The organism is Mesorhizobium sp. WSM4841, from assembly GCF_055811515.1.
Genome location: NZ_JBVVQC010000013.1, coordinates 137,507 through 154,397, shown reverse-complemented (window position 1 = coordinate 154,397; position 16,891 = coordinate 137,507). Strand labels below are relative to the sequence as shown.

Here is a 16,891-nt window from a genome sequence, read left to right as displayed (position 1 = left end):
CAGCGGTCAGCCGTGGGCTTCCTCGGCAAAACGCACCAGCACGGTCCCGTCGGTGACCTGCGCGCCTTCCGCTGCGATTTCGGCGATCGTGCCGTCATGGGTGGCGGAAATCGTGTGTTCCATCTTCATCGCTTCCAGGATCAACAGCGGCTGGCCCTTGATGACGGCCTCGCCCTTGGCTGCACGCACCAGCTTGACCAGACCCGGCATCGGCGCCCGCAGGCTGTCAGAACCGGCGGCGATTTCGTCGGCCCTTGCCAACGGGTCCGGCACCGCGAAGCTGTAGCCGACGGCGCCCGAAAAGACAGTGACGTGGCCGGGCCAGCTGGCGAGGCGAGGGGCAGCGCGAAGATCAAGCGCGCTGTCATAAGGTGCGTCCAGTGCCACTTGGAAGCGTCCGTCCGGCCGCACCGACACAAGCGCGAGGATCTCATCCTCGCCGTAGCGCAGCCGCGTGCGCCGTGCCAAGGTGTGAAAATGTCCATAGCCGGCAAGCGACGACCATGGATCGTCGGACGGCGCCAGAGCCCCGGCGCCGGACGCCGCAAATGCGGCTGCGGCGACGATCTCGCTGCTCGGCGGCGGCACTGCGGTCAGCGCTTGCTGATGCCTGCCGATCAGGCCGGTATCGACATCACCTGCCGAAAAATCGGCGTCAGCGGCAAGAGCGGCGAGAAAGGCGGTGTTGACGGTCGAGCCGGCGATCTCGGTCTGCGAAAGGGCCATGCTCAGCGCTTCGAGCGCCGCCTGCCTGCCCTTGCCGTGGACGATCAGCTTGGCGATCATTGGATCGTAGAAGGGCGAGATGGCATCGCCGGCCCGCACGCCGGTCTCGATCCGCATGCTGGCGCCCTCGGGCGCAGTATCCGGAAATTTCAGGTGATGCAGCGTGCCCGTCGCCGGCAAAAAACCCTTTGCCGCGTCCTCGGCATAAATGCGCGCTTCGAAGGCATGGCCGGAGAGCGTGATCTCGCTCTGCGTCTTCGGCAGTTTTTCGCCGGACGCCACCCGCAACTGCCACTCGACCAGATCGGTACCGGTAACCATTTCGGTGACCGGGTGCTCGACTTGCAGGCGGGTGTTCATTTCCATGAACCAGAAGCGGTCGGCCTTCAGCCCTTGCGAGGCATCGACGATGAACTCGATCGTGCCGGCGCCGGAATAATTGATCGCCTTGGCGGCCTTCACCGCCGCCTCCGTCATCGCTTTGCGCAATGCTGGCGTCATGCCGGGGGCGGGGGCTTCCTCGATCACCTTTTGATGGCGGCGCTGCGCCGAGCAGTCGCGCTCGTAGAGATGCACGACGTTGCCGAAGATATCGCCGAATACCTGAACCTCGATGTGGCGCGGCTTGTCGATATATTTCTCGACCAGCACGCGGTCGTCGCCGAAAGCGGCCTTGGCCTCGCGCCGCGCACCCGAGAGCGCCTCGGAAAAGTCGTCGGGGTGTTCCACGCGCCGCATGCCCTTGCCACCGCCACCGGCGCGCGCTTTGATCAGGACGGGATAGCCGATCTCGCGTGCCTTGGAGGCGAGCAGCACAATCTCCTGCGCCTCGCCGTGATAGCCCGGCACGACAGGCACGCCGGCCTTCTCCATCAGCCGCTTGGCCGCGTCCTTCAGCCCCATGGCGCGGATCGAGGCGGCCGACGGGCCGATGAAGACGAGCCCCGCCGCCGTCACCTGATCGACGAAATCGGGGTTTTCCGAGAGGAAGCCGTAGCCCGGATGGATGGCCTCGGCGCCGGTGGCCAAAGCCACGGCGATGATCTTGTCGCCGCGCAGATAGCTTTCGCCGACCGGGGAGGGACCGATATGCACCGCCTCGTCGGCCATCTCGACATGCAAAGCCCCGGCGTCGGCGTCGGAATAGACGGCAACGCTACGTACGCCCAGCTTGCGCGCCGTGCGGATCACCCGGCAAGCGATCTCGCCGCGGTTGGCGATCAGGATTTTGGCGAACATGAAACCTCCCGGATTTTCCGCGGGCGGTGCCAGTCAGCCAGGCGACTGACTATTTGGAAAGCGCGATCTGACAGCCGCCGCTCGCAAGCCTGACTTTCCACTTTTTCAAGCCTGACTGACAGTTCCGCAGCGCCAGATCTTCCGCCGCCTTTTGCGACGGTGCGTTCAGCCGCGCGCCGCAAATGATGGAGATGTCGACGACGCGCGAATAAAAGGTCGTTGCATAGGCTGAATGGCCGCTGGCCGCCACATAGGCGTTGTACGTCTTGGTACACGGATCCTTCGGGTTTCCAGCCAAAGTCGGGTAGAAACGGATGTCGCCTTTGTTGCCCGCCAGTGATTCCGCAGCGCTGCCGCCTGGAACAGCTAATATAAGAAGCCCTGCAAGTATCGATACAGTAGTTTTCTGAGAAAGTCGCAGTCTCATCTTCGCCCCATCCCCATGGAAATTGCAAATCAGCAATAGCCGCAATTTTTCCGTCTGGCCAGTTCGATGTTTGAAAATGAGTCTGAAGGGTGTGGATGGGATTTCTCATCGGGACAGGTCACGCCCCCGCCAAGCGCAGCAACGCCTGCTGGTATAGTTCTGCCGTCTGCTGGTCGAAGCAGCAGAAAATGACAGTTTCCGGAACCGCGTTCTGGCCGACGAAGGCGCTCACGGTGCCAACGGCGATCTGCGTCGCCTGGTCCTTTGGATACCGGTATACACCGGTCGAGATCGCCGGGAATGCCACGGTCCGGCAATCCTTGGCGACGGCGAGTTCGAGCGACCGGCGATAGCAGGAGGCGAGCAGATGGGCTTCACCTTTGCCGCCGCCTTGCCAGACCGGACCGACCGTGTGGATGATATAGCGTGCCGGCAGCCTGTAACCCTTGGTGAGTTTTGCGTCGCCGACCTTGCAGCCACTGAGTGTTCGGCATTCGGCCAGAAGCTCAGGGCCGGCCGCCCGGTGAATGGCGCCGTCGACGCCACCGCCGCCCAGAAGTGACGTGTTGGCGGCGTTGACGATGGCATCGACCGCCAGCTTCGTAATGTCGCCGATATGAACGCGAATCCTCTGATTGATTTCGCTCATCTCACATCCTGAACACGCCGAACCGTGTCTCCTCGATCTCGGCGTTCAGCGCGGCTGAAAGGCTGAGCGCCAGCACCTCGCGCGTCATGGCCGGATCGATGATGCCGTCGTCCCAGAGCCGGGCGGAGGAATAGAGCGGGTGACCCTCATGCTCGTATTTCATCAGGATCGGCTTCTTGAATTTTGCCTCCTCCTCCGCGCTCCATTCCCCGCCCTTGCGCTCGATCCCCTCGCGCTTGACGACGGCCAGCACGGTGGCCGCCTGCTCGCCGCCCATCACCGAAATGCGGGCATTCGGCCACATCCACAGGAAGCGCGGCGAATAGGCGCGTCCGCACATGCCGTAATTGCCGGCGCCGAACGAGCCGCCGATGATGATGGTTACCTTCGGCACCCGGGCCGTGGCGACGGCCATCACCAGCTTGGCGCCGTCCTTGGCGATGCCGCCGGCCTCGTATTTTCGCCCCACCATGAAGCCGGTGATGTTTTGCAGGAAGATGAGCGGGATCTTGCGCTGGCAACACAGCTCGATGAAATGCGCGCCTTTCAGCGCGCTTTCGGAGAACAGCACGCCGTTGTTGGCGATGATGCCGACCGGCATGCCGTTGAGATGGGCAAAGCCGGTGACCAGCGTGGCGCCGTAGTTCTGCTTGAACTCGTCGAACTCGGAGCCGTCGACGATGCGCGCGATCACTTCACGCACATCGTAGGGCTGGCGCAGATCGGTCGGTACGATGCCGTAGAGCTCATCGGCTGCATGAAGCGGCGGAATCGGATCGCGAAGTGCCAGCCCGATCTCCTTCTTTCGATTCAGGTTCTTGACGATGCGGCGTGCGATCGCCAGCGCATGCTCGTCGTCCAGCGCAAAATGGTCGGCAACGCCGGAAAGCCGCGTGTGCACATCGGCGCCGCCCAGTTCCTCCGCGCTGACGTCCTCGCCGGTGGCGGCCTTCACCAGCGGCGGACCGCCAAGGAAGATGGTCGCCTGGTTGCGCACCATGATCGTCTCGTCCGACATCGCCGGCACATAGGCGCCGCCCGCCGTGCACGAGCCCATGACGCAGGCGATCTGCGGTATGCCTGCAGCCGACATGTTGGCCTGGTTGTAGAAGATGCGGCCGAAATGGTCGCGGTCAGGAAACACCTCGTCCTGGTTGGGCAGATTGGCGCCGCCGCTGTCGACAAGATAGACGCAAGGCAGTTTGTTCTGCAGCGCGATTTCCTGGGCGCGCAGATGCTTCTTCACCGTCAGCGGATAATAGGTGCCGCCCTTCACCGTGGCGTCGTTGACGACGACCATGACTTCGGTGCCTTCGACGCGGCCGATGCCGGCGATGATGCCGGCCGATGAGATGTCTTCGCCATACATCGACCACGCGGCGAACTGGCCGATTTCAAGGAATGGCGAGCCGGTGTCGAGCAATTGGGCGAGGCGCTCGCGCGGCAAAAGCTTGCCGCGGCTCTGGTGCCGCTCACGCGCTTCCTCCGAGCCGCCGCGCTCGACGGTTGCCGCCTTTTCCGCAATGTCGGCGACCAGCGCCCGCATGCGCGCGGCATTGGCGCGGAAGGTGTCGGAGGCGGGCGAGATCTGCGAGGTGAGGGTGGGCATGGTGTTACCGGATCAGTTCGATCTTGCAGCCGATATCCAGGTCGCCCCAGTCACGGTCAGCGGTGACGGCAATGGCGTTCTCGCGAATTGCCAGCGCCAGGCAGGCCCGATCGCCCAGCGACAAGCCGCGATGCCGCGTCAGCTCGCGAAGCTGACCGGCGGTGATGCCCAGCATTTCGTCGAAAACAGCGACTGGCATGCCTAGGCTGGCGAGGTCGTCAGCGGCCTCTTCCATGCTGCGTCCCCTGTCGATCAGCTTGGCGATCACTTCGGCTGCATTGACGGAGCTGCATTGCGCATCCGGCGCGAAACCCAAGGCAATGTCGGTGCCTGTCTCGTTGAGCAGGATCGCAAGCGCCGCCGAGCTGTCCATGACGTAGGGTTTCACTTCGCTCCCTTTCTCGCCGTTCCTTCGGCATGCAGCCGGTCGAAACGCTTGTCGCTTCGGCGCTGTTCTTCCCGCCGCTCCTTCAGAAATTCGTCGACGACACTTTCGCCCGGCTTTTTCAACGCTGACAATTCGGCCTGGACGCGCCTGAGATTTCGAAGCCACGACCTTACCCGCAACTCGCCGTTCTCGACATGAAGGATCAAGTCTTCACCAGGCTTCACGCCGATCTCCTCGCGCATCGCAGCCGGAATGACGAAACGCCCGCCCTCGCCAAGTCTGACGCGCTCGCGTTTCGCTGGCACCCGGAGCGGAGTTTTTTGAGCTCCTGCGTCGAAGTGCGTTTGCGGATTCTCGTCTAACCCAGCCTTTTCCGTTCCCATGGTTCTGCCTCGTTCCAGAAATATGGCATATTCTGGAAAACATGGCACAAGTTCTCATCCATGGCAAATTTTGGAGATAGCGCCATTAGACCCCTTCCGCCATGATTTCGCGCCCGATCAACCAGCGACGGATTTCGCTTGTGCCGGCGCCGATCTCATAGAGCTTGGCGTCGCGCAGAAGCCGGCCGGTCGGATAGTCGTTGATGTAGCCATTGCCGCCCAGCAGCTGGATGGCGTCGAGCGCCATCTGCGTCGCCTTCTCGGCGGCGAACAGCACGCAAGCGGCGGCGTCCTTGCGGCTCGTCTGGCCGCGGTCGCAGGCGGCGGCGACGGCATAGACATACGCGCGCGCGGCATTCATCGTCGTATACATGTCGGCGAGCTTGCCCTGCACCAGCTGGAACTCGCCGATCGGCTGGCCGAATTGCTTGCGTTCGTGCACATAAGGTACCGCCACATCGAGGCAAGCCGCCATCAGCCCGAGCGGGCCGCCGGCGAGCACGGTGCGCTCGTAGTCGAGGCCCGACATCAGCACTTCGACGCCGCGCCCTTCCTCATGCAGCACATTGTCGAACGGCACTTCGACGTTCTCGAACACAAGTTCGCCGGTGTTGGAGCCGCGCATGCCGAGCTTGTCGAGCTTTTGCGCGACGGAAAACCCGGCCATCGATTTTTCGACGATGAAGGCGGTGATGCCGCGCGAATGAAGCGCCGGTTCGGTCTTGGCGTAGACGACCAGTGTTTCGGCATCCGGGCCGTTGGTGATCCACATCTTGGTGCCGTTGAGCACGTAGTGGTCGTTGCGCTTTTCGGCACGCAGTTTGAGCGACACGATGTCGGAGCCGGCGCCGGATTCCGACATTGCCAGCGCGCCGACCTTTTCGCCGGTGCACAGCGCAGGCAGATATTTCTGCTTCTGCGCCGGCGTTGCCCAGCGATTGATCTGGTTGACACAGAGGTTGGAATGAGCGCCGTAGGAGAGGCCGACCGATGCCGAGGCGCGGGAAATCTCTTCCATAGCGACAACATGAGCGAGATAGCCCATGCCGGTGCCGCCGAAATCCGGATCGGCGGTGATGCCGAGCAGGCCGAGCCCACCGAGCTCGGCCCACAGATGCGCCGGAAATTCATTCGAGCGGTCGATCTCGGCGGCGATCGGCGCGATCTTTTCCTGGGCGAAGCGCCGCACAAGGTCGCGCAGCGCCTCGATGTCTTCGTCAAGCCCGAAGTTGAGTGTGTGCGTGTACATGCCGTTCCTCCCGGCGCACGACCCCGAAATCGAATTCGATTTTCGCGGTGGGTCATGCGCAAAATCAAGTGCTACAGCGTCCTTTGCTCGCCGGCGCTGTCGGTCGTTGTCGCGCCGTGGGCCTTTGCTCCAACCAGGCGCATCGTCATTGAAAGATATGTGGCGGTTACCTCCGACATCGATAGCCGTTCGCCCGGCCGGAACCAGACGATGACGCCGGTCATCATCTGGATCAGCGCCATGGCAGTCAGCCCCGTGTCTTCGATGTCGAAGACGCCGGCTTCTGCACCATCGCGCAGAATGGCGCGCAGCTCCTTTTCATAGGTCGTGCGCATGCGCAGGATCTGCGTCAGGCTATCATGCGACAGGCTGCGCAATTCCATGTTCGAGACATGGGTGGAATGGCGGCGTTCGATGTGGAAGGCGATGTGGTTTTCGACATAGGCGGCGAGCCGCGTCGCCGGATCGGCCACGACGGGGCGCGCCGTATTCCATGCCTCAATCAGCCCTTCCATGTGCTCGCGCATCAGCGTGAACAAGAGGTCTTCTTTGGTCGGAAAATAGCGGTAGAGCGCCGCCGCCTGCACGCCGACCTCGGCGGCCAGTTGGCGCATCGACATTGCCTCGTAGCCAAGACGCGCGATCAGGCTGACCGCCGCCTCGCGGACCGCAGCTTCGGTCTTTTCTCCGTCGGAACCGGTCGTGCGCGCCATGGCCACCTCATCGAGAGGCAACAATAAAACGAACGTTCAATTAATTCAAGGGATGTGGATCGAACGTTCCGGCAGGCGAGACGGCGCAAGCCGCGCGGCTCTTCCTTCTCCCCTTCTGGGAGAAGGTGGCCTCGCCCACGGGTCTTGCCTCCGGCAAGCCCGAGGACAGGCTCCGCGAGGTCGGATGAGGGGTGTTCCAGCTTGGCACCGCCGGCACTCCGTCCAACACCCCTCAACCGTCTCGGCGCTACGCGCCGATCCACCTTCTCCCACAAGGGGAGAAGGAAGAGCGCCTTCAGTTCCCCCGCGCCGCCGCCAACGCACCGGGCAATTCCTCGGCAAAAATGTCGAGTTCGTGGTCGAGGCCAACGCTGACCCGGATGCAGCGGTCGAGCACCGGCACCATCGGCTTGCGGATGAACACGTCACGCGACAGCAGCGCCTGCAGCACGTTCAGCGCGAAGGCGCCGTCGCCGCCGCAATCTATGGTGACGAAATTGGTTGCAGACGGCAGCGGCTTCAGCCCGTTCGCCTCGGCTATCTCAGCGATGCGCCGGCGGCCGGCAGCAACCCGCGTCACCACGCTTTGGAGATAGTCCTGATCGGCAAGCGCCTCGACGCCGGCGATCTGCGCCATGCGGCTGACGCCGTAATGGTTGCGGATCTTCTCGAAATCACGGATCACCTGGGCGTCGGCCACCGCGTAGCCGCAGCGTATGCCGGCCAGCCCGTAGGCCTTCGAGAAGGTGCGCATGCGGATGACGTTGGGCCGCGCGACATCGATCGGCGGCAGCGCCGAGGCCGGGCCCAACTCGCCATAGGCCTCGTCGAGCACGAGCATTGTGGTCTCCGGCAAGGCTTCGATGAAGCGGATGAGTTCGGCCGCTTCCCACCAGCTGCCCATCGGATTGTCCGGGTTGGACAGGTAGACCAGCGGCGCATTCTCCTTGGCGACCGCAGCCAACAGGCCGTCCAGGCTTTCCCGGTCGTTCTCGTAGGGAATCGCGACCAGCCGGCCGCCGACGCCGGCAATATGGAAATTGAAAGTCGGATAGGCGCCGAGCGAGGTGACAACCGCGTCGCCTGATGCCACATACATGCGCGCCACCAGGCTGAGCAACCCATCGATGCCTTCGCCGACCACCACGTTTTCGGTGCTAACGCCAAGATGCGCGGCAACAGTCACCTTCAAATCGTGATTGTCGGGGTCGCAATACATCCACATGTCGCTGGCAATGCCGGCCATGCGGGCGACGACGCGCGGCGAGGGCCCGAAACTGCTCTCATTGGCGCCGATGCGGGCGCGAAACGCGCGGCCCCGGTCACGTTCCTGCGCCTCCGGGCCGACAAACGGCACCGTCGAGGGAAGCGCACTGACGATTGGCGTGAGGGAAGGGCGCTGGCGCATGGCAAAGGCTCGTTCGAAAAGGGCCTTCTTGCTAGCGCGGCACAGTTGGCCGCGCAAGCTCCCGCCTTGGCTGCTACCATCATGCTGGATTCCCCCCGCTCTTTTTGCTAGCGAGATATCTCTTTTTGCTAGCGAGATGTTCATGAACAATCGACTCCCACCTGCTTGGTCAAAGCACATCAAGCCCGGACCCGCGCCGAAAGCGAAGGTGCCGATAGCGAAGCCGTTAGCGAGCCCGCAGAAAGGAAACGCCCAGTCGCGTGCGCAGGCCGACGACGCGCTGCTGAAACAGGCATATGCCTTTCAGCAGGCCAAGCGGCTCGACGAGGCTCAGGACCTATGCCTTCGGGTTCTGGCGCGCACGCCGAACCATCCGCTCGCCTTGTACATCCTGGGGACCGTATACCTGGGTTACGATGATGAGAGGGCCTTGCGATATTTCGCACGGGCGGTCGGCGAGGAACCTAAAAACCCCTACTACCACCTCAGCCTGGGCGAGGCCTATGTGAAGGTCAGCGAGTATTCGCCCGCAATCAGGCATATGCAGTACGCCTTGGAACTGCAGCCCGGCCTTATCGAAGCACTTTGCGCATTGGGCCTCACCTACACGGCGTTTGACAAGCCCGACATGGCTTTGCCGCTTTACGAGAAGGCGCTGAAAATCAACCGCGATCATCCCAAGGTGCGAGCCGGGCTGGCCGGCGCGCTCAGCGGCCTGGGGCGTATGGATGAAGCCGCCGTCTATCTGAAAGAAGCGATCGATCGCCGTATTGGGGTGCCGGCTGCCTACAACGACCTTGTACAGACGCGAAAGTTCACCGAGGAGCCCGAGGAGCTCCAATCCATCCTTGGTGAACTTGGCAATCCGAAACTTGGTTCGGAAGCCGCGCAGCAACTCCATCACGCCGCCGGCAAGGTGCTGAACGACCTCAAGCGCTACGATGAGGCATTCGACCATTTCAACAGGGCGAAACAGGCCTCCGGCTACAAGTTCGACATCGACTTGTATCGTCGGTGGATCGATTCGATGATTGAAACCTTCACGCCGGATTTTTTAGCTGCTCGGGCCGGCTATGGAAATCCTTCCGAAGTGCCTGTGTTCGTGGTTGGCATGCCACGCTCGGGGACGACGCTCACGGAGCAGATCTGCGCCAGCCATCCAAATGTTCATGGTGCAGGGGAGCTTAGCAAACTAAGGCGGGTCGCGAATGCGATCGGCCTCAAGACATCATCGGCTGGAGATTTGAACCAGCCAATTACGTCGATCACAGAAGTCCTGTCCAGAACGCTGGCCGAAGAGCATCTGTCCTATTTGCGGGAGCGGGCGCCTGCCGCGCTTCGCGTCGTGGATAAGATGCCGCACAATTTTGAACTGATCGGCCTTATCGGCCTTCTCTTCCCCAACGCGCGCATCATTCATTGCCGTCGCGACGCCATCGACAATTGCGTCTCCTGCTTTGTCCTCAACTTTAGCGAGGCACACAGCTATAACACCGACCTGAAAACACTAGGCCTGTACTATCGCGAGTATGATCGCCTGATGCAGCATTGGAACGAGGTTTTTCCGGGCCTTATCTTCGAAAATCGCTACGAGACGCTGGTCGAGGACCAGGAAGCGCAGTCACGCCGCCTGATAGATTACCTCGGGCTGCCTTGGGACGACGCCTGCCTGCGCTTTTTTGACAGGGATGGTTCGGTCAACACGCCCAGTCGCTGGCAGGTTCGTCAACCGATTTATAAATCGTCGGTCAAGCGCTGGAAGAATTATGAAAACGAAATTCAGCCGCTTATACAGTCGCTGGGCGATCTCGCAGAGATTTGACTCGAGGTCGGGCGGTCCGCATTGTGTGGACCGCGAGGGTCGCAAGAGCATAGGCTGATCTTCAGCCGCCAAATGCCCAACATCTGCGATTGGCCGCAGGCCACCATGCCTTCGCAGGGCGGAGCGAACGGCTTATCCTGTTCCTTCCAAGCGCTGCTGCGGTGCAGAATCTTTCAAGACGCTGGAGGGACAGCGCCCCCCTCTGTCCTGCCGGACATCTCCCCCACGAGGGGGGAGATGTCCGTCATTGCGGCTTTCGCTAATCTCCAACCTTTATGAACAGGCGCTGTCAGCGAAGCTGCCGATCTCCCTCCTTGTGGGGGAGATGTCCGGCAGGACAGAGGGGGGCGCGAAGGATCGCTGCTGCTTTCATTCTGCGCAGCCGATCGGCTTCCAACCTGTCAGAAATCACAGACCGAGATCCAGCAGCGAACGACCTTGGCCGGCATTGGCGGCGCCATACATTCCGCCCTTGACAGCCACGCCGACACGAAAAAACCCGGCGGTTGCCCGCCGGGTTCGATTTCAGTCAAATGCTGCTGATTAGAACGAGCGCTGGAAGCGGAGCATGCCGCCGAGGCTGTCTTCGTCGTCCGCAGCGGTCCAGTTGGAGAAGCCGTCCTCGCCGAACTCGCCGGCGTGCAGGTAGTCGACTTCGGCCGTGATCGTCAGGCCGGGAACGATGTCATAGGCAATGTTGGCGGCGATGCCGAGGTTTTCACCTTCGTCATACGAGATCTGGGTGTTGAACGAGGTCTTCTCGTTGATGGTGTAAGTGCCACCGCCCCAGACCGCCCAGTTGCCGGACCACAGCTTGTAGAAGCCGCGGCCGCCGGCGGCGGGGAATGCATAGCCGCCGTCCGTGAGGTTGTCGTCGGTGCCGTAGCCGGCCATGATGAACAGCGACAGGTTCTCCATCGGGGTGACGTCGAGGCGAACCTTGCCGGCGACTTCTTCATAGTTGGCGTCGTAAGCAATGACGCCGGTGATGGCGCCCCAGCCCTGCGTCCACTTCACGCCGCCGACGACATTCGGAACATAGCTGTCGATCGTGAAGTCGCCATAACCTTGTTCGAGAGAGACCACGGCCGAGAAGCCATTGCCGGCATCGAAGTAGTACTGAACGACGTTGGTGTCGAAACCACCGTAGGGAACCAGCGTATCCTGGATGACGTTGCCGGCATAACCGATGAACGTATCGAAGGCCGATTCGTCTTTACCGACGCGCAGCCCACCGAGCTGGATCCAGGCGAAGTTCAGCGAAATGCCTTTGTTTTCGGCAGGGTTAAAGACATAGATCGTCTCACCTGGCAGCGGGGGCAGCGGACCCGCGCCGTCCGGATCGGGACCGGGGACGTATGTGGCGCTGACGTGCCGGTTACGGTTGCCGAAGTTGAAGCGGGTCTCGGTGTAGGTCTTCAAGGTGCCGAGCTCGGTTTCCTGGCCGGTCCAGGTCTTGAAGTTAAAGCGGGCCTGCTTGTAGTACGTGTCCTGGATGTCGCCATCCTCGACGTCGAAGTTCTCAGCACCGTCGAACGAGCCGACGTCGCCGATGCCGATGTCGTAGCGGACATAGCCGCCGATGCGCAGGCAGGTCTCGGTGCCGGGGATGTAGAAATAGCCAGCGCCGTAGACGTCGCAGATGCGGACGTATTCAGCGGGTTCCGGCTCGGCAACGACGACGGCGTCGGCGGCGCGCGCACCGGAAACTGCGACCAGTGCCGCAGCGGAGCCAAGAAGAAGGCTCTTGATGTTCATTTTCTGACCTCCAGTCAAAAGTTAAAAAACGGGTCTGGGTATTCTTTGCTGAAGGACAGCGTTCCCTGCCCCATCCCCACTACCGAAAAAGATGCGCACCGCGCCGCTCCTTCGAATTCGACATTACCCATGAGGCGGCGGCGTTCAACCACCATCGCATCGGCGAAAGGTCTGTGCGGGTGCTATCCCCCTGCGTTGTTGCACAAATGACACGATTTGGCCTCACTCGGAAAGCTCCCGTTAACCATTGAGCTGTCGGAGACCCTTGGGCGAGCCCTTGCAATCCGGCCGATTCCGGCAATTGCCCCTCCCGGAATTGCGACGATGTCGTGAGTCGTCAGCCAAGGGATTGCCGCAGAATCGCCGCATGGCAAAAGCGCCGTTTCGGCAGAAGCCGGTTTTTTCAACGATAATGGGTCAGGCTTGTTGATTGTGCCGGCGCTTTTCTTTATCCACCGGCGCAACGGAGAGGTGGCCGAGTGGTCGAAGGCGCTCCCCTGCTAAGGGAGTAGAGGTCAAAAGCTTCTCGTGGGTTCGAATCCCATCCTCTCCGCCATCCTGCTTCGCGCTTCGCGCTTCGCAGGACAAGTCCAGCGAATCCATCCCGTGAATCCCCTGCAAAGCCTGCTCCGAAGCCTTTCCCAGCTTCGTCATCCCAGGGCGAAGCAGGAGCGAAGCGACGTCGCGGAGACCCTGGGATCCATGCCGTGACATCAGCCAAAGAATGCAGCGGCTCAGGATGGTCGTTCGACGAGTGCAGTCGCCAAGGGGGAAGCAGAGCTTGCACCGTTGCGACGCGTAAACGTCACGGCATGGATCCTGGGGTCTGCGCCGCGTCGCTTCGCTCCTTGCTCCGCCCCAGGATGACGAAGGGAGAAATGTGTGCGATCGCCACCGACAAAGGGTGAGCCAATCTGTCAAACTTGCTATGTCAAAGAGTTGGGTGGCAGCGCTTTTTTTGAGGGTCTTGGAGGTCTTACTTTGCGGCGAAGCATTGCTCGGCCATATCAAAAAAGTTGGCGATGGCGCCGGGCAGGCCGCCGGTCTCGAGGAAAGGCGCATGGCCTTGGCCCTCGACCATGATCGTCTCGACACAAGGGTGACGCTTTCGCATCTGTTCGAGCGTCTCAGTGGACAGCAGCTTCGAATTGGCACCGCGTATGGCGAGCAACGGAATCGCCGTCAGCGCCTCGAACTGCGGCCACAGGTCAGGCAGGTTCTGGGTCAGGTCGAGTCCCGCCAGCGTGTCGACCAGCTTCGGGTCGAAATCCGGCACCTGCCCCTCATCCGTCTCTCGGTAGAGGGCCGATACCATCCGCTCCCAATCCGCCTCGGTCAGAGCAGGAAAGTCGCTGCCATGCGCGCCGCGCTGGGCGCCGACCGCCTCGGCGCGGGTTTTCGGCTTCGGCACGCTCTCGAGATAGGAGCGGATATGGGCGAGGCCGCCGGCCTCGACCACCGGGCCGATATCGTTGAGTACGACAGCCCTCAGGACGGCCGGGCGCATCGCGCCGAGCACATGGATGATCAGCCCGCCGCGTGACGTGCCGATGAAACCTGCCTCCTCGATATCAAGCGCCGCCATCCCGGCGAGGATATCACCGGCTTCGACGCCGACATTGTAGTGGCCGACATCGGGGTCATAGGCGGATTGCCCGCGCCCGCGATAGTCGAAGGCGATAATTTTTCGCGGACTTTCCGTCCGTCGCGACAGGTGCAGCGCCAGCTCATGAAAATCGCGGCAATTGCGAGTCAGGCCGGGCAGGCAGACGACCGGCCAGTGGCCGGAGTTCGCTTCGCCATAGATACGGGCGTGGAGTTGCAGCCCGTCCGGCGAGGGGTAGAAAAAATCGGAAAAACCGCTCGACATTTGGACTCGATTCCTCGCCGTTGCCGGATCGTCGAGACTGCTACAGGCGAGGGCGGGGGTGGTCAAATCGGCTTAGCCGTCGGCGGGACAGCGCCCCCCTCTGTCCTGCCGGACATCTCCCCCACTTGGGGGGAGATTGGCAGTTCGGGCGCCCCGCCAGTTCTGCGACGTTGGCGATTGGCGAAGGCCGAAGTGACATCCAATCTCCCCCCCAAGTGCCCCCAAGTGGGGGAGATGGCCGGCAGGCCAGAGGGGGGGCGCGAAAGATCGCTTGCTTTTGTCCAATCGCGCCCTTCAACTCCGCCCGTTCACCAGATCTCCGACAATATCGTACTTACCGGTAATACGCATCTTGTAGACTTCGTAATTCTCCATCACGCGCTGGACGTAACTTCTTGTTTCCGTGTAGGGAATCCGCTCGATCCAGTCGACGACGGCGTCGATGTCCTTGCCGCGCGGGTCGCCATATCTAGCCACCCACTGGGCGGCGCGGCTGGGGCCGGCATTGTAGCCGGCAAATGTCAGCACATAGGAGCCGTCGAAGCGGCCGAGCTGCTCGCCAAGGAAGGCGGCGCCCAAGGTCGCATTGTAGCCGGCGTCGGTGGTCAGCCGCGCCTGCGAGAAGATCATCCCGGCCTTCTTCGCCAATTGCCTGGCGGTCCCCGGCATCAGCTGCAGCAGCCCGCGCGCGCCGGCGCTGGAGACGGCGCCGATGTTGAACTCGCTTTCCTGGCGGGCGATCGCATAGGCCAGCGCCTTGCCCGAGCCGGAAGTGTTGGCGGTCTCGGGAATGACGCCGAGCGGATGCGACAGCGCCCCGACAGCGATGCCGCGCGCGCCGGCGATCTTGCCGACTTTCAGCGCCAGGAAGTGATTGCCCTGCTTTTCCGCCATCGCGGCCAGCAGCGCCAGCTCTCCAGGGCTGGTCAACTGTCCAGCGAGGTCGCGGTAAAGCGTGTCGGCGTAGCGCTCATAGCCCGCCTCCTGCAGCCGCCTGATGGCGCTGACCGCCTCGCGATTGGCGAAATTCCGGTGATCGGCGGCGCTCGGCTGCGGATGGGCGATGTTGAGGACCTGCCGGCCGACGCGCTCGCCGGCGAGCTGGCCGTAGAAGGTCGTGCCATAGGCGGCGGCACGGATGAAATAATCCTTCGCACTGCCGGGGCCGCCGGCTTCGGCCGCACGGCCGAGCCAGTAATAGGCGCGCGACAGCGATATCGGCCCCTGGGTGAGAACGGCGATCCGCGTAAAATGCCTGGCAGCGGGGTTGGGGTCGTTGAGGCCGCGCAGCGCGTACCAGCCGGCATGGAACTCGGCATCCGCCGCGTTGGTAGCACTTTCGGCGGCGTGCGCGGCGACTATTCTGTAGGCGGTCTTCATATCGCCCTGGTCGACCAGTTCGCGCGACAGCACCCGGCGCTCGGCCCACCAGGCATCCGGGTCGACAAGCGCGATGCGATCGCTCGGCGCCTTCATCACCATAGCGGCGGCGTCGGAAAACTTCTCCTGCTTGCGCAGATATTGGGCTTGCGCGAAGAGATAGCCGGCCGAACGCTGCGCGGCCGGCACGGCCTTCAGCAGTTTGGCCGCATTCTTGTCGCCCCTGTCCGCCGCCGCCCAGGCGTCAGCCAGCTGCCGGGCGCCGGCAAGGTCGGCGACGCGCAGCGCCGAATTGATCCGGTCGGCATAGAACATGCGCTCCATGCGAAATCGGTGGTCGGCGGCGGCGATCAGCTTGCCGAATTCTTGGATGATCGCCGCCTCGTCCCTGGCTTCCAGTTTTTCGGTGCGCCAGAAAGGCGACAGCACCGAGCGCGCCGCCTCGACGTTGCCGTGCGACACATAGGAGCGGGCAAGGATCACCACGCCCTCGACTGTTTGCGGCTGGCTGCCGCCAAAAGCCTGCACCACGATCTCCGGCGCGGGGTTTTCACGGTAGAGCGCGCGCTCGCTGTTCCTGCGCAAGGCGATCATGCCCGGCCAGTTCGGCAGCATTTTCGCAGCATCGGCGATCTCGCCGCTTGGCACCTTGTCGCCGCCATAGAGCGCGATCGACCAGGCAAGGATGTGCTGGTCGAGCGAATTGACCGGCAGGGCATCGCGCACTCGACGCGCGCCGGCAATGTCGTTTGCCGCCAGCGCATCGAGGCCGCTCTTCAGCCTGGCGACACTGGCGGGAGGGGATTCCGGACCCTGCGGGCCCGTATCCTGCAGGTTTGGCATCGGAATGGCCGAAGTGACCTGCACATCGACTTTGCCGGCGGCCACAAGGCTCGGCGTCAACAGGAGAATTGCGCCAAGCAGCGCGAAAAAATGAGGCTGCCTGGTCGGCATGGCTTTCATCATTCCTGCCTTGCACATTACCAACAGGCACAGATCAACTGAAGCCTAGTTGGCTGTGATGAAGAGCCCGTAAACAAAGGCTGTCGAGGTCTTTCAAATTGCGCTTGCTGGCACTAACGCCACGCTTGCCGCGCAACAGTGTCGAGACTATGGTGCGCCGCTTCGCTTTCGGCTAGAAGGCGCGCACGACAAAACACCTACAGCGCCGCGCGTCTTCTCAGACGCGCAAAGGACGCTGTAGCACTTTAAATTTGGCGCATGATCTTTCCGTAAATCGACACCGATTTTCGGGTCATGCGCTAGTCCC

At 62.3% G+C, this 16,891-nt stretch carries 13 protein-coding genes and 1 tRNA gene; 2 read left to right on the top strand and 12 right to left on the bottom strand.

Going from position 1 to position 16,891, the window contains the following annotated elements; all coding sequences use genetic code 11:
- Positions 1-6 precede the first annotated feature (6 nt).
- The 9 genes from AC0L14_RS17765 to AC0L14_RS17725 form a co-directional block, all read right to left on the bottom strand.
- Positions 7-1,965, bottom strand: coding sequence for an acetyl/propionyl/methylcrotonyl-CoA carboxylase subunit alpha (locus AC0L14_RS17765; protein ID WP_473750221.1), 1,959 nt, complete (start codon positions 1,963-1,965; stop codon positions 7-9).
- Positions 1,966-2,014: 49 nt separating this feature from the next.
- Entirely contained in the window at positions 2,015-2,392 is a 378-nt protein-coding gene (locus tag AC0L14_RS17760) for a hypothetical protein (RefSeq protein ID WP_473637332.1), read from the bottom strand.
- Between the two features lie 118 nt (positions 2,393-2,510).
- Complete coding sequence (locus tag AC0L14_RS17755) at positions 2,511-3,041, bottom strand: O-acetyl-ADP-ribose deacetylase (RefSeq protein ID WP_473750220.1); 531 nt, start codon at positions 3,039-3,041, stop codon at positions 2,511-2,513.
- A gap of 1 nt (position 3,042) precedes the next feature.
- Positions 3,043-4,650: a carboxyl transferase domain-containing protein gene (locus AC0L14_RS17750; protein WP_473750219.1), complete on the bottom strand. Its 1,608-nt coding sequence runs from the start codon at positions 4,648-4,650 to the stop codon at positions 3,043-3,045.
- A gap of 4 nt (positions 4,651-4,654) precedes the next feature.
- Positions 4,655-5,038, bottom strand: a complete 384-nt coding sequence (locus tag AC0L14_RS17745; protein ID WP_473750218.1) for a type II toxin-antitoxin system VapC family toxin — start codon at positions 5,036-5,038, stop codon at positions 4,655-4,657.
- Positions 5,035-5,343, bottom strand: a complete 309-nt coding sequence (locus AC0L14_RS17740; RefSeq protein ID WP_473750217.1) for an AbrB/MazE/SpoVT family DNA-binding domain-containing protein — start codon at positions 5,341-5,343, stop codon at positions 5,035-5,037. Before AC0L14_RS17740 ends, AC0L14_RS17745 begins: the two co-directional genes overlap by 4 nt.
- A 163-nt stretch (positions 5,344-5,506) precedes the next feature.
- A complete protein-coding gene (locus AC0L14_RS17735; RefSeq protein ID WP_473750216.1) occupies positions 5,507-6,670 on the bottom strand; it encodes an isovaleryl-CoA dehydrogenase in 1,164 nt (387 codons plus the stop codon).
- Between the two features lie 71 nt (positions 6,671-6,741).
- Positions 6,742-7,383 carry a TetR/AcrR family transcriptional regulator gene (locus tag AC0L14_RS17730; protein WP_473750215.1) on the bottom strand — a complete coding sequence of 214 codons (642 nt, stop codon included), beginning with the start codon at positions 7,381-7,383 and terminating at the stop codon, positions 6,742-6,744.
- A 295-nt stretch (positions 7,384-7,678) separates the two neighbouring features.
- The gene (locus AC0L14_RS17725; protein ID WP_473750214.1) at positions 7,679-8,791 is read right to left on the bottom strand and encodes a pyridoxal phosphate-dependent aminotransferase; all 1,113 of its coding nucleotides are present in this window, start codon (positions 8,789-8,791) and stop codon (positions 7,679-7,681) included.
- A gap of 142 nt (positions 8,792-8,933) precedes the next feature.
- Here AC0L14_RS17725 and AC0L14_RS17720 point away from each other — a divergent pair, with 142 nt between their 5' ends.
- The gene (locus AC0L14_RS17720; protein WP_473750213.1) at positions 8,934-10,613 is read left to right on the top strand and encodes a tetratricopeptide repeat-containing sulfotransferase family protein; all 1,680 of its coding nucleotides are present in this window, start codon (positions 8,934-8,936) and stop codon (positions 10,611-10,613) included.
- A 543-nt stretch (positions 10,614-11,156) separates the two neighbouring features.
- Here the strand turns inward: AC0L14_RS17720 and AC0L14_RS17715 are convergent.
- Entirely contained in the window at positions 11,157-12,371 is a 1,215-nt protein-coding gene (locus AC0L14_RS17715) for a porin (RefSeq protein ID WP_473528071.1), read from the bottom strand.
- Between the two features lie 465 nt (positions 12,372-12,836).
- On the opposite strand from AC0L14_RS17715, the gene AC0L14_RS17710 reads away from it, so the two are divergent.
- Positions 12,837-12,927, top strand: a tRNA-Ser gene (locus tag AC0L14_RS17710).
- Between the two features lie 420 nt (positions 12,928-13,347).
- On the opposite strand, the gene AC0L14_RS17705 is transcribed toward AC0L14_RS17710, so the two are convergent.
- Both AC0L14_RS17705 and AC0L14_RS17700 read right to left on the bottom strand, forming a co-directional pair.
- Positions 13,348-14,241 (bottom strand): alpha/beta fold hydrolase, encoded by an 894-nt coding sequence (locus AC0L14_RS17705; RefSeq protein WP_473486637.1) that lies wholly within the window; start codon positions 14,239-14,241, stop codon positions 13,348-13,350.
- 294 nt (positions 14,242-14,535) lie between these two features.
- The gene (locus AC0L14_RS17700) at positions 14,536-16,575 is read right to left on the bottom strand and encodes a lytic transglycosylase domain-containing protein (RefSeq protein WP_473750212.1); all 2,040 of its coding nucleotides are present in this window, start codon (positions 16,573-16,575) and stop codon (positions 14,536-14,538) included.
- Positions 16,576-16,891: the final 316 nt, after the last annotated feature.

Excerpts from the sequence above, each read along its gene's own strand:
- AC0L14_RS17765 (WP_473750221.1), bottom strand. The coding sequence starts at position 1,965 with ATGTTCGCCAAAATCCTGATCGCCAACCGCGGCGAGATCGCTTGCCGG.
- AC0L14_RS17760 (WP_473637332.1), bottom strand. The coding sequence starts at position 2,392 with ATGAGACTGCGACTTTCTCAGAAAACTACTGTATCGATACTTGCAGGG.
- AC0L14_RS17755 (WP_473750220.1), bottom strand. The coding sequence starts at position 3,041 with ATGAGCGAAATCAATCAGAGGATTCGCGTTCATATCGGCGACATTACG.
- AC0L14_RS17750 (WP_473750219.1), bottom strand. The coding sequence starts at position 4,650 with ATGCCCACCCTCACCTCGCAGATCTCGCCCGCCTCCGACACCTTCCGC.
- AC0L14_RS17735 (WP_473750216.1), bottom strand. The coding sequence starts at position 6,670 with ATGTACACGCACACACTCAACTTCGGGCTTGACGAAGACATCGAGGCG.
- AC0L14_RS17730 (WP_473750215.1), bottom strand. The coding sequence starts at position 7,383 with ATGGCGCGCACGACCGGTTCCGACGGAGAAAAGACCGAAGCTGCGGTC.
- AC0L14_RS17725 (WP_473750214.1), bottom strand. The coding sequence starts at position 8,791 with ATGCGCCAGCGCCCTTCCCTCACGCCAATCGTCAGTGCGCTTCCCTCG.
- AC0L14_RS17720 (WP_473750213.1), top strand. The coding sequence starts at position 8,934 with ATGAACAATCGACTCCCACCTGCTTGGTCAAAGCACATCAAGCCCGGA.
- AC0L14_RS17715 (WP_473528071.1), bottom strand. The coding sequence starts at position 12,371 with ATGAACATCAAGAGCCTTCTTCTTGGCTCCGCTGCGGCACTGGTCGCA.
- AC0L14_RS17705 (WP_473486637.1), bottom strand. The coding sequence starts at position 14,241 with ATGTCGAGCGGTTTTTCCGATTTTTTCTACCCCTCGCCGGACGGGCTG.
- AC0L14_RS17700 (WP_473750212.1), bottom strand. The coding sequence starts at position 16,575 with ATGCCGACCAGGCAGCCTCATTTTTTCGCGCTGCTTGGCGCAATTCTC.